The 12,389-nt window shown below is 62.7% G+C and carries 9 protein-coding genes; 5 read left to right on the top strand and 4 right to left on the bottom strand.

Going from position 1 to position 12,389, the window contains the following annotated elements:
- Positions 1-90: 90 nt before the first annotated feature.
- Positions 91-1,395, top strand: coding sequence for a nicotinate phosphoribosyltransferase (gene pncB, locus GSQ88_RS21875; protein WP_159009824.1), 1,305 nt, complete (start codon positions 91-93; stop codon positions 1,393-1,395).
- A gap of 5 nt (positions 1,396-1,400) precedes the next feature.
- Here the strand turns inward: pncB and GSQ88_RS21870 are convergent, their stop codons facing one another.
- Both GSQ88_RS21870 and GSQ88_RS21865 read right to left on the bottom strand, forming a co-directional pair.
- Positions 1,401-2,978 carry an MFS transporter gene (locus GSQ88_RS21870; protein WP_159009823.1) on the bottom strand — a complete coding sequence of 526 codons (1,578 nt, stop codon included), beginning with the start codon at positions 2,976-2,978 and terminating at the stop codon, positions 1,401-1,403.
- Between the two features lie 19 nt (positions 2,979-2,997).
- A complete protein-coding gene (locus tag GSQ88_RS21865) occupies positions 2,998-4,095 on the bottom strand; it encodes an HlyD family secretion protein (protein ID WP_159009822.1) in 1,098 nt (365 codons plus the stop codon).
- A 295-nt stretch (positions 4,096-4,390) separates the two neighbouring features.
- Here GSQ88_RS21865 and GSQ88_RS21860 point away from each other — a divergent pair, with 295 nt between their 5' ends.
- Both GSQ88_RS21860 and GSQ88_RS21855 read left to right on the top strand, forming a co-directional pair.
- The gene (locus GSQ88_RS21860) at positions 4,391-5,479 is read left to right on the top strand and encodes a YeiH family protein (RefSeq protein ID WP_159009821.1); all 1,089 of its coding nucleotides are present in this window, start codon (positions 4,391-4,393) and stop codon (positions 5,477-5,479) included.
- Between the two features lie 5 nt (positions 5,480-5,484).
- On the top strand, positions 5,485-6,363 hold the full coding sequence (locus tag GSQ88_RS21855; protein ID WP_159009820.1) for a LysR family transcriptional regulator: 879 nt from the start codon (positions 5,485-5,487) through the stop codon (positions 6,361-6,363).
- Between the two features lie 287 nt (positions 6,364-6,650).
- Here the strand turns inward: GSQ88_RS21855 and GSQ88_RS21850 are convergent, their stop codons facing one another.
- Positions 6,651-8,330, bottom strand: coding sequence for a methyl-accepting chemotaxis protein (locus tag GSQ88_RS21850; protein ID WP_159009819.1), 1,680 nt, complete (start codon positions 8,328-8,330; stop codon positions 6,651-6,653).
- A gap of 556 nt (positions 8,331-8,886) precedes the next feature.
- Between GSQ88_RS21850 and GSQ88_RS21845 the strand changes: the two genes are divergently transcribed.
- Complete coding sequence (locus GSQ88_RS21845; protein WP_159009818.1) at positions 8,887-9,561, top strand: response regulator transcription factor; 675 nt, start codon at positions 8,887-8,889, stop codon at positions 9,559-9,561.
- A 1-nt stretch (position 9,562) separates the two neighbouring features.
- Entirely contained in the window at positions 9,563-10,921 is a 1,359-nt protein-coding gene (locus GSQ88_RS21840; protein ID WP_159009817.1) for a sensor histidine kinase, read from the top strand.
- 350 nt (positions 10,922-11,271) lie between these two features.
- On the opposite strand, the gene GSQ88_RS21835 is transcribed toward GSQ88_RS21840, so the two are convergent.
- Entirely contained in the window at positions 11,272-12,321 is a 1,050-nt protein-coding gene (locus GSQ88_RS21835; protein ID WP_159009816.1) for a hydroxyacid dehydrogenase, read from the bottom strand.
- Positions 12,322-12,389: the final 68 nt, after the last annotated feature.

Raw genomic sequence — 12,389 nt, 5'->3', positions numbered from 1 at the left:
TATTTTTCGCCTATTTTTCTCATCCTTTTCTCATGGCGCCCGGCCGAAATGGCTCTAGCTGCAAGCTTTTCGGCAGGTTACGGTTGGCCCATGACAGTCACAGATATCGCCACGCGCACCTATAATCATGGCTTTCGGCTCGATCCCATCGTGCGCAGCCTGCTCGATACCGATTTCTACAAGCTCTTGATGCTGCAAATGATCCGGGAGTTCTACCCGGACACGCGCACCACCTTTTCGGTGATCAACCGCAGCAAGCATGTCCGGCTCGCCGAGGTGATCGACGAAGGCGAACTCCGCGCCCAGCTCGACCACGCCCGCACCGTCCGTTTCAGCAAGAAGGAGCTGATTTGGCTGGCCGGCAATACGTTCTACGGCAAGACCCAGATGTTCTCGCCTGAGTTCATCAACTGGCTCGCGACCTTCCGACTTCCCGAGTACGAACTGCACAAGGTCGACGGCCAGTATGAGTTGCATTTTCACGGGCCCTGGACCCACACCACGATGTGGGAAATCCCGGCGCTCGCGATCCTCAACGAACTGCGCTCGCGTCGCGTCACCAAGGGCCAGGGCCGCTTCGAACTCGACGTGCTCTACGCCCGCGCCAAAGCAAAGCTCTGGACCAAGGTCGAGCGCTTGCGCAAACTCGACGGCCTGCGGCTGTCCGATTTCGGCACCCGTCGTCGTCATGGATTCCTGTGGCAGCGCTGGTGCGTCGAGGCAGTGAAGGAAGGTCTTGGAGCCTCCTTTACCGGCACCTCCAACGTCCTGCTGGCGATGGACAACGACCTCGAAGCGATCGGCACCAATGCGCATGAATTGCCGATGGTGGCGGCCGCACTGGCCAACGACGATGAAGAATTGCGCCATGCGCCATATCGTATCCTGGACCAATGGCGCCACACCTATGGCGGCAATCTTCTGATCGCGCTGCCCGACGCGTTCGGTACCACATCGTTCCTACGCGACGCGCCGGAATGGGTGGCGGACTGGACCGGCTTTCGCCCCGACAGCGCGCCGCCGATCGCCGCCGGCGAAGAGATCATCAAATGGTGGAAGCAGAAGGGTAAAGACCCCAAGGAAAAACTTCTGGTATTTTCCGACGGGATGGATGCCGACTCGATCGAAGAAACCTACCAGCATTTTGCCGGCCGGGTCCGCGTCAGCTTCGGCTGGGGCACCAACCTGACCAATGATTTTGTCGGCTGCGCGCCGGACGGCTCTGCCGACCTCGATCCGATCTCGATCGTGTGCAAGGTCACGTCGGTCGACGGCCGGCCGGCCGTCAAGCTCTCGGACAACCCGGAAAAAGCCACCGGCAGTCCGGCCGAGGTCGAGCGTTATCTGCGCATCTTCGGCAACGCCGGCCGCGTTCGCACGCCGGTGCACGTTTAACCCTTCTAATGCGGCGATAGCGGGCCCTTTGGCGATGGGCCGATCAGGGCGACCAGCGCGAGGGCTGCGATGGCGAACCAGACGGTGAGCCAGAAGCCGTCGATATAGGCCAGCGTATTGGCCTCGCGCTGCACCAGCGTGGAGAGCAGATCGAGCGCCCGCGCCGGCGCGACGCCACTGCCGGCGCCGGCAAAATGCTGCGACAGTTTCGCCAGCATGTGGTTGACGTCGGCACTACCGTTGACGATGTGCTGGCCGAGAAAATTTGAATGAACCTGCTCGCGGACCCGCAGCCAGGTCGCCATCAGCGAGATGCCGATTTCGGCGCCCCCGAGCCGCATCACCTGGATGTAGGCCGCGAACGCCGTTGCGCGCGCAGGGTCGGCATTGGACAGCGCCAACACCACGATCGGTGTCAACGTGAACGTCTGCCCCACCGACTGCAACAGCACCATCGGGATGAAATCCCCGAGCGACCAATCATGCGTGAGCTGCGTACCCAGCAGACTAGCCACCCCGAACGCGGCCAAACCGATCACCATCACCGCCCGCGCGTCGAAGCGCCGCATCAGCCATATCGAGAGCGGCAGCAGCACCAGCATCGGCAGGATCGCATAGTTCAGGAACAGCGGGCCGGTCTGCTCCGGCCGTAACTGGTCGATGGCGACCAGGAAATTCGGCGCCAGCGAGGAATTCGAAAGGCTGGTCAGCGCGTAGAGCACGATCACGACCATGGCGAGGCCGGCATTGCGCGAGAACAGCACGTTGGTGTGCGCCCACGGCCGGCGCACGATGGTCTCGTTGATGAAGAAACCCAGCGTCAGCAAACCGCCGGCCGAAAGCAGCGCCACGATAGTGCCGGACTCGAACCAGTTCAGCCGGTTGGCCTGATCGAGGCCCGCGTAGATCATCGCCAATCCGAGACCGAGCAACAGCATGCCGCCCCAGTCGGCATCCACCAGCACTTCGGAGTTCACCTTCTCATGCGGCGTTCCCAGATAGACGAACAGGCCCAGCAGTGGAGCGATGATGATGTCCTGCCAGAACAGCCACTGCCATGCCCCATGGTCGACATAGAAGCCGACAACCGAAATACCCACATTCAGCGAAACGCCGACCCGGATCGAATACAGCGCGACCGCCGGAAGCCACCAGCGCGTCGGCAGATTACGCAAGATGATCATCAACGTCGCCGGAACGAAGGTGCCGAGCAGCAGGCCGTGAATGACGGTGAGGACCATCAGCACGTTGAAATCACGCACCAGCGGGATCGCCAGCGAGACCAGCGCATAGACCAGGCTGGGAATGGCGAGCACGCGGCGCAACCCGAACGCGGTCGCAAGCCACGCCACCGCCGGCGCGATTGCGATTTGCGAGGCGGTCGCGGCCGTGCTGAGCCAGGCCCCCTCATCGAAGCTCAGGCCGAACGCACCCTTCAGATCCGGCAGTCCGATCGTGAACAGGCGACTATCGAAATTAGCCAGGAACGCGCCGAGCAGCACCGCGCCGACCGCAAAGATCGGCCGGTGCGATGCTGTGCCGGTGGATACCGGTCCGGCCTGGATGTGCTTGGCTTCCGGCATTTTCGTTAGCTATCCAGCTCTATCGCGCGCCATCCTCGACGTGGATACGGGTCACCGCCGACATGCCCGGCAGCAGCCGGTCGATCAAGGGCTGCCCCTTGTCGAGCGCGATCCGGATCGGAATGCGCTGAACGACCTTGGTAAAGTTACCGGTGGCATTATCGGGCGGCAGCAACGCGAATTGCGATCCGCTGGCCGGCGAAATGCGCTCGACCCGGCCATGCAGCGTTTCATCGGGGAAACTGTCGATCGTGATTTCGACGGGCTGGCCAGGCTTGACCCGGGTGAGCTGGGTCTCTTTGTAGTTGGCGATCAGATAAACGTCCGGCAGCGGCACGACGTTGACGAGGTTGCTGCCGATGTTGACGTAATCGCCCGGCTGCACCTCGCGCTCACCGACCACGCCGTCGAACGGCGCCACGATCTTGGTGTAGCCAAGCCGCAACTTGGCGGCGGCAAGCGTTGCCTGCGCGCCCAGCACATCAGCGCCGCGCTGCTTCTTGGTTCCGCCAAGAACTTCCAATTGGTGGCGCTGGGCTGCGATCAATGCCCGGTTCGCGTGAACATCAGCCTGCGCCTTGGCAAGCTCGGCAACGGCCTGTTCCAGTTTCTGCCGGGTGCCGGCCTCCGTCTGCGTCAAGGTTTTCTGGCGCTCCTGCTCCTGTTGCGCCTCGACCTGAATGGCTTCCGCGGACAATTGCTGCGCCTCGGCCTGCGCAATCGTGGCGTATTGCAGCTCAACCTGATTGTTGAGATTATCGAGTGCCGCCTTCGCGCCTTCCACGCCGGCTTCCGCCTGCGCGACCTGCGCTTCGTAGTCGGCCGGATCAATCTGGATCAAGAGATCGCCGGCCTTGACGCGCTGGAAGTCCCTGAACGCGACGACGAGCACCTCGCCGGCAACGCGGCTGGAGAGCTGGGTCGTCTCGGCACGAACATAGGCATCGTTGGTGGTCTGCACCGCGGCGCTGCCGACCCAGGCGTCCCAACGCAACGTGGCCAGTGCGACAAAAGCCAAAGCGGCCACCGCCGCGATCAGCGGGATCGCCAGACGGCGCAACGTGCCGTGCGACGTCGAACGGGGAATGCTCGCTGCGGGTGAATCAGTCTGCGACATGCGACAAACAACTCCAGAGGCACCGATAGCCCGAACCACACCTTTCAACGAGAAACGTCAACCGAAAATTTCTTCCGGGCGCTGATCACGCCACCCGCTTGGCGCAGCCAGGCACAGCTCGGCAATGATCCCTTCTCTATCGATCCATGTTCCCGTCGATGATAGGCATTGGGCGGGCGTCCAGTCGAGTCGCGCCAATTGATCTATAAAATCGATTGATTTTACATTTATAATCTGTTGGATTGATTGAATGCGACGCCCGATAGTGGGTTGGACCGTTTCAGGGAGCCAACCCATGACCGCGATATCGAATGCCGACACCAGCAAAACACCACGCCGGCGCGCCGTTCGCGCGCTTCCCGCCCAGGCTATCAACTGGTCGGGCCTGCACGCCAACGGCATCTGGCCGGGCCTGTTTCTCGCTGCCATGGTCGCCGCCGCCGCCTATGCCGTCAGGCACCTGCCGGGGATGACGACGTTCAGCCCGATGATCCTCGCCATCGTGATCGGGATCGCGTTTCATAATCTGGTCGGCACGCCGGCCTGGGCGAAACAGGGCGTGACTTTCAGCATGCGCCGGCTGCTGCGCATCGCCATCATCCTGCTCGGCCTGCAATTGACGATCGTTCAGGTGATCGAGGTCGGCGGCCGCGGCATCGGGATCATCGCAGCGACGCTGGTGGCGACGTTTGCCTTCACGGTGTGGATGGGACGCGTGTTGGGCGTCGATCGCAAGCTGGCGCAACTGATCGCGGCCGGCACCTCGATCTGCGGCGCCTCGGCGGTGATTGCCACCAACACCGTCACCAACGCGCATGACGAGGACGTCGCCTACGCGGTCGCCTGCGTCACCGTGTTCGGCTCGGTCGCAATGTTTGCCTATCCGCTGCTGCCGGGATTGCTGCGGCTTGATCCGCACGCCTTCGGGCTCTGGAGCGGCGCGTCGATCCACGAAATCGCGCAGGTCGTCGCGGCCTCGTTCCAGGACGGCCAGAAGGCCGGCGAGTTCGGCACCATCGCCAAATTGTCCCGCGTCATGCTGTTGGCCCCGATGGTGATCGCGCTCGGATTGATGGCGAACCGCACCGCGCGCAAGACCAACTCTGGCGCCGAGACAACTTCCGCTCGCCCGCCGATGCCGTGGTTCGTGCTGGGCTTCGTCGCCCTGGTCGGCGTCAACAGCGTGGTCTCGATCCCCACTGAGGCCAAGGTCTGGATCGTGGCCGTCACCACGTTCCTGCTGTCGGTCGCGCTGGCGGCGATGGGCCTGGAAACCGATATCCGCAAACTCGCGGCCAAGGGCTTTCGCCCCGCTTTGCTTGGCGCGCTTGCCTTCCTGTTCATCGCCAGCTTCAGCCTCGGCCTGATAAAACTGATGGGATAGAAGGCATGACCCTGGAACAGCTTCGCATCTTCATCGCGGTCGCCGAAAAGCAGCACGTCACCCAGGCCGCGGGCGAACTGAACCTGACGCAATCCGCAACGAGCGCCGCCATCGCGGCGCTCGAAGCGCGTTATGGCATAAAGCTGTTCGACCGCGTGGGACGCGGTATCGTGCTGACGCAGACCGGGCGTGATTTTCTGGGTGAGGCCCGCGCCGTCATCGCCCGGGCCAAGGCCGCCGCCGAGGTGCTCAACGATCTTGCCGGGCTCAAGCGCGGCTCGCTGATGCTGGCCGCGAGCCAGACCGTTGGCAATTACTGGCTACCGCCGCGCATCCAGGCCTTTCAGGCGGCCCACCCCGGCATCGATCTGCAGGTGACGATCGCCAACACCGAACAGGTGGCGCAAGCGGTTCACCAGGGGCATGCCGACGTCGGATTCGTCGAAGGCGATATCGATGATCCCGTACTCTCGGCCCGCAAGATCGACGGCGATCAACTCGTCGTCGTGGTCGGGATGCGCCATCCCTGGGTCGGCCAAAGCAGGATCGCTCCGAAGAGTCTTGCGGCGACCGGATGGGTGCTGCGCGAAAAAGGCTCCGGCACCCGTTCGATGTTCGAGGCCGCGGTCAGGAAACTCGGCGTCAAACCCGCCGACCTGAAGGTCGTGCTCGAACTACCGTCGAACGAAGCGATCCGCGCCGCCGTCGAAGCCGGCGACTGCGCCACCGCGATATCAAACCTCGTGGTGGATCATTCGCTGGCCGCCGGCAGGCTGCATCGGGTCAGGATCGAAATGCCCCGGCGTCCGTTTCTTTTTCTGCGGCACAAGGAACGATACCAGAGCCACGCCGAGCAGGCCCTGCTGAAGGCGTTCCGGATCTGAAGCGTAACAAGATTGAGGTCGTCTCTGTTTCACCTCTCCCCGCCGGGGAGAGGTCGATTTGCTCCCGGCGATGCGAAGCATCGTCCGGTGCAAATCGGGTGAGGGGCGCTTAACGAGAGGTCGTACCCCCTCACCCCGATCCTCTCCCATTCGAAGTCGGATATATCCGACTTCGACAAATATTGATGCCCAACTCGGGTAAACCCGAGTTGGGTGGGAGAGGGAGCGCGTTTCCGTCGCGGCTCAAGCCCGATTCAAATCAAGCTCACGCGCGACGCGCCGCACCATCAGGCCGCGCGGATATTGGCGAGGAAGCGATCGACGTCGGCACGCAAGGTTGCGGCCTGGCCAGAGAGTTGTTCGGCCGAGGACAACACTTTGCTCGCCGCCGATCCGGTCTTGTCGGCCGCCTGATTGACGCCCGAGATGTTGCTTGATACCTGGCCGGTGCCTTGGGCGGCTTCCTGCACGTTGCGGGCGATCTCGCGGGTCGCGGCCCCCTGCTGATCGACCGCGATTGAGATCACCGATGCGATCTCGTTGATCGACCCGATGGTGCGGCCGATGCCCTCGATGGCCTGTACCGCGTCCGCGGTCGCGCCCTGCATCGCAGCGACCTGCGCCGATATCTCCTCGGTCGCTTTAGCGGTCTGGTTGGCAAGCGATTTGACTTCGCTCGCAACCACCGCGAATCCCCTGCCCGCGTCACCGGCGCGCGCGGCCTCGATCGTCGCGTTCAAGGCCAGAAGATTGGTCTGGCTGGCGATATCGCTGATCAGTTTGACGACATCGCCGATCTTCTGCGCCGCGGCCGACAGGCCCTGCACCGTGACGTTGGTGCGGTTGGCCTCGGCGACCGCCTGGCCCGCGATCTCGGTCGATTGCGTGACCTGGCGTCCGATTTCCGACACCGACGACGACAATTCCTCGGTCGCCGCCGCCACCGTCTGCACGTTGGCCGAGGCCTGCTCGGCCACGACCGCAACGCTGGTCGCCTGATGGCTGGCTTCGCCGGCCGTCGCCGACATGCTCTTCGACGTCGCCTGCATCTCCGCGGCAGCACCCGTCAAAGTGTCGAGCGACGCGCGGACCCCGTGTTCGAAATCGTCGGCCATCCGGTTGACGAGCTGTTTGCGCTCGGCATCCGACCGGACCTTCAACACATCCTGCTCGCCGCGCAGGCGGGACGCCTCGATCATGTTGTCCTTGAAGATCTGCACCGACTGCGCCATGGCGCCGACTTCATCGCGGCGTTCCTGCGCCGGGATGGCCGTCGATGTCTCGCCGTCGGCGATCTTGCGCATCGCTATTGTCATGGCCTTGATCGGATTGACGATGCTGCGGCCGAGCAGCACGAACATGCCGACCACCAGCAGCAGCGCGACACCGACCAACGCGCCGATCTGGCGTACCTGCGCCCAGAAGATCGCATCGATGTCGTCAAGATAGATTCCGCCGCCGATGGTCCAGTTGTAGGGCTTGAATTCGGTGGCATAGGAGACTTTCGGGATCGGCTCGTCGCCGCCCGCACGTGCAAAGCGGTAGCCGACAAAGCCGCCGCCCTGCGCGGCCAGCTCGATTTGCTGGCGTGTGAAAAACACGCCGTCGGAATCCGGCACATCGTACAGATTCTTGTTTTCAACCTTCGGGTTCGGATGCGACTGCACCAGCCCTTGCGGGCTGAAGGCATAGAAATAATCGTCCTTGCCGAACCGCAGCGTCCGCAGCAGCGCCTTGCCGCGCTCCAAAGCTTCGGCATCGGAAAGCCCCGCCTGATGCGAGGCCTGATAGTTCAGATCGACCGCCTGACGCGCCAACAGCACGACATCGTGGAGCTTGGCCTTGCGGTCCTCCAGCAAATTGTTTCGCAGCGTGGACAGCCCGACCGCCGCGACCGCGGCAATGCCGAGCACCGAAAGACAAACCATCATCAACAGCTTGGAGGATATTTTGAGATTGCCAAGCATGAAGCACCTTGCCGCTGGAATGGAGGTCGCCGGGGACGGCGCCCAGACCCCGGTGACTAACTTAAATTAATGAAATAGCTGCTAATGCGAGACAAATTACTCAGACCAGGGCGCGCAGGTATCATCGTGCAGGCGGGCTTGCGCCGCACCACCGCGCGGGGCGCGTCAAGCGGCGAGCCGGGCGGTCGCGCCTGCCTCCCCTCGGCTCGCCTCCTTCGGCGAACGCCATTCATCTTAAGATTGTATCATCGGCTTCATACCTGAAACTTGAAGCGCCGTCTGATCCGCCGCGCATTCCCGCCAAGTCATCGTTGTGCGGCTATCGCAGAGCGCCTCGCTCTTCCTTACATCAACCTTACATAAGCCGGCGTTTTTCTAAGATTCAGCCCTTGTTTGGCGATCTGACTCGGTTCATGGCTAGAGCGTTTTCGAGCGAAGTGGCCACCGGTTCGCGTCAAGAAAACGCGTCAAAAAAAGACTAGAGCCCCGTTCCGATTCCATCGGAACGGAAAAGGCTCTCGCCTTGAATTTTAGGTCAATCGATGAGGCGCTGCGCATGCGGTTATTGATTGTGGAAGACAATGTGGAGCTCGCCGAGTTGTTGGCAAAGGGCCTGCAGAGTGCTGGCTACGAGACTGACGTGCTCTCGACGGTTGAAGAAGCCACCAGCGTTCTTCTAACGACGTTCTACGCAGCGCTGATCCTCGACCTCGGATTGCCCGACGGTGACGGCCTGGCGCTGCTGCGCGAACTGCGACACCGGAACAATCCGATTCCCGTTCTGGTTCTGACCGCGCGTGGCGGCTTGCACGACCGCGTCCACGGCCTGCGCAGCGGCGCCGATGATTATCTGGTCAAGCCGTTCGCGCTGGAAGAACTGATCGCGCGGCTGGAGGCTCAGTTGCGGCGGCCGGGCCATCTGCTCGGCAGCACGCTTAGGATCGCCAATCTCGAATTCGATACCAGAAACCGGCAAGCCTCGATCGACGACAAGCCGCAACTGCTGTCGGCCCGCGAAACCGAGGTGCTCGAGCTGTTGATGCGCAGCAAGGGCCGCGTGGTTTCCAAGAAGCAGGCCGAAGATCACATCTTCGGACACTCGGGAGAGGTCGCCTCGAACGCCATCGAGGTGTACGTTCACCGACTGCGCAAGCAGCTTTCGGAGCGCGGCGCCAAGGTCCAGGTGCATACGATCAGGGGAGTAGGCTACCTGATCGCCGAGGAGAACTAGCGTGTTGCGCTTCAAGTCGATCCTTTCACGCATCGTCGTTCTCCATGTCGTCGCCGTCGTCATCACCTCCGTCTTCATGTCGCTGGCGCTGTCGTGGCTGCTGAACTATGCCACCAACAACATTCACAACGAAGCGATGCAGGAACAGGCCGTCTCGGTCGGCGAACATCTGACCGCGCAGCCCGACGGCCATCTCGAACTGGACCTGCCGCAGGACCTGCTCGGGCTCTATTCGCAGGCCTATGGCCGTTACTCCTATGCGGTGATCGACGATCACGGGCGCGTCCTGTTCTCCTCACTGCGGGATAACGCGGCGCTGTTTCCCGCCGATGCCCGATCGAGCGACGTCGAGTTTCTGCAACAACGGCTTGGCGACGCCACGGTGTCGGGCGCCAGCGTCAGGAAGACCATCGGCGGCCAGTCGGTCTGGATCCAGGCCGGCGAGGATCTGGCCAACCGCGACGTGCTGATCGACGACATCGTCGCCGATTTCTACCGGGATGTCGGATGGATCACGCTGCCGATCCTGATGGTGTTGCTGATCGCAGACATTGCGATCTTCCGCCGCGCGCTGCGGCCGCTGCGGGAGGCCTCGGAGATCGCCAGCGACATCGGACCGACGCGTACCGACGTGCGGCTGCCGACCGACGAGATCCCGCGCGAGGTGCGCCCGCTGGTATCCGCCATCAATCTGGCGCTGGACCGGCTTGAACAAGGTTTCCGGATTCAGCGGGATTTTACCGCCGATGCCGCGCACGAACTGCGCACGCCGCTGAGCATCCTGCGAACACGGCTCGACCTTCTCGAAGACAAGAAAATGCGCCAGGCCTTGCAGCGCGACGTCGAAGGCATGGCGCACATCATCAGCCAGTTGCTCGACATCGCGGAGCTCGATGCGTTCGTCGTGGACCCGCTCGAAAAAGCCGATCTTCGATCCGTCACCGCCGAGGTCGCGGAGTTCGTCGCCCCGCTGGCGCTGGCGCAAGGCAAGGATGTTGCCCTGCTGGGCACTGCCGAGCCGGTTTGGGTCAAGGGCAATCCGGAAATGCTGGGCCGCGCGATCCGCAACCTTTCGGAAAATGCAATCAACCACACCGCTCCCGGGACGACCGTGGAATTCATCGTCGACCAGAACGGTACGGTAAGTGTGCAGGATCAGGGACCGGGCGTTGCCGAGGAGGAACGCAACCTGATCTTCCAGCGCTTCTGGCGCCGCGATCGCCGCAAGGCCGGTAGCACCGGCCTTGGCCTTTCGATCGTTCAGCGCATCGCGGAGTTACATTCCGCCGTGGTCACGGTCGAAAACCGCGATCCTTCGGGAGCGCGCTTCTCGCTCAAGTTCGTGCCATTGGCGCTTTAGGTGGGTCTTCGATGGCGCGGTACCGACCGCTCAGGCGCCGACATCCGGCAGGCTGGCCGCCGCGATGGCGACGAACGCAGCGAGACGGCGCCGGATCTGCGACGGCGCCTTTCGAAGCAATGTTACGACCTGCTGCATACCCTAATTCCCGAAAGGCGCCCGCGGAACAGCGGTTCCGCCAACAACGCCAAGCAGGAATGTGGTCCGAGCCCGCCTGGGTGTCGAGGACATGGGAAAAATAGCAACACGGCCATCGTCTTGTTGGGCGATGGCAGTGGTTTTATTGCCGAGCCGAGGCCGCTAAGGGGAGAAATTTCTCCTCCGAAAACCCGGCCAAACCAGCTAAGCGCTCAGGCCGGGGCGAATCCGAAAGCGCGTTCGAAGCGCTTGACGTAGGCCGGCCATACCTCGGGATTGATGATACGCGGCGGCCGCTTGCCGTCGAGCGCATCGAGCACCTGCTGGGCCGCGATCCTGCCCATGTTTTCCCGCGCCTCCTTGGTCACGCCCGCCGTATGCGGGCTCGCCAGCACATTGTCGAACTGCAACAGCGGATGGTCCGGCGGCGGCGGTTCCTTGGCCCAGACGTCGAGGCCGGCGCCGGCGATCTGCTTGTTGCGCAGCGCCTCAGCCAGCGCCGCCTCATCGTGAATGAAGCCGCGCGCGGTCGTGATGAAATAGGCATGCTTCTGCATCAGCGCATACTCGCGTGCGCCGATCATGCCGCGATTGTCCTTGGTCAGCGGGCACGAGATCGACACGTAATCGGAACGGCGCAGCAAATCATCCAGCTCGACCTTCTCGCCGCCACGCGCCGCCATCTCGGTTGCCGAAAGAAAGGGATCGTAGGCCAATACGTTCATGTGCAGCAGGCCGCGGCAGAGTTCGGCGATACGGCGGCCGACATTGCCGAGACCAACGATGCCGATGGTCTTGCCCTGCGCCTCGGTGCCCATCAACGCGTTGCGCTCCACATTGGCCTCGCGTCGCAGCGCGCGATCCGCCTCGATGATGCGCTTCGACAGCGTCAGCAGCATGCCGACGGCGTGCTCCGCCACCGAATTGGCATTGCCCCCGGATTGATTGACGACGACGACACCTGCCGCCGTGCAGGCCTCGACGTCAACCGGATCAAAGCCGGCGCCGTTGCTGGAGACCAATAATAGATTAGGCGCGCGCCGCAGCAGATCAGCATCGACATGAAAGTGGCGGGCAAGCTCATCTCGCGCGGCGCCGATCTGATAGACATGCGCCGCCGAGAGAATCGGCGCCGAGACCTCGTCCGGGCTTTCGTTTTCGAGACGGTCGAGCCGCACATCGGCGCGCGCCTTGAGGATCTCGGCATAGATCGGATGGGCCAGGTATTTGACGTAGAACACGCGCTTGTTATTGACGGACATTGTTGGCGGAACCCTTGGTTGGAAATCCATGAAGCTTTGCCGGACCGGCGACGGGAAGCGATGCGGTA

This window comes from Bradyrhizobium sp. S69 (assembly GCF_009766005.1).
GTDB lineage: Bacteria > Pseudomonadota > Alphaproteobacteria > Rhizobiales > Xanthobacteraceae > Bradyrhizobium.
This window is presented reverse-complemented; position numbering and strand designations above follow the sequence as displayed.

What these genes read in the sequence shown, in the direction of transcription:
- pncB (WP_159009824.1), top strand. Translation starts at nt 91, where the DNA reads ATGACAGTCACAGATATCGCCACGCGCACCTATAATCATGGCTTTCGG.
- GSQ88_RS21870 (WP_159009823.1), bottom strand. Translation starts at nt 2,978, where the DNA reads ATGCCGGAAGCCAAGCACATCCAGGCCGGACCGGTATCCACCGGCACA.
- GSQ88_RS21865 (WP_159009822.1), bottom strand. Translation starts at nt 4,095, where the DNA reads ATGTCGCAGACTGATTCACCCGCAGCGAGCATTCCCCGTTCGACGTCG.
- GSQ88_RS21860 (WP_159009821.1), top strand. Translation starts at nt 4,391, where the DNA reads ATGACCGCGATATCGAATGCCGACACCAGCAAAACACCACGCCGGCGC.
- GSQ88_RS21855 (WP_159009820.1), top strand. Translation starts at nt 5,485, where the DNA reads ATGACCCTGGAACAGCTTCGCATCTTCATCGCGGTCGCCGAAAAGCAG.
- GSQ88_RS21850 (WP_159009819.1), bottom strand. Translation starts at nt 8,330, where the DNA reads ATGCTTGGCAATCTCAAAATATCCTCCAAGCTGTTGATGATGGTTTGT.
- GSQ88_RS21845 (WP_159009818.1), top strand. Translation starts at nt 8,887, where the DNA reads ATGCGGTTATTGATTGTGGAAGACAATGTGGAGCTCGCCGAGTTGTTG.
- GSQ88_RS21835 (WP_159009816.1), bottom strand. Translation starts at nt 12,321, where the DNA reads ATGTCCGTCAATAACAAGCGCGTGTTCTACGTCAAATACCTGGCCCAT.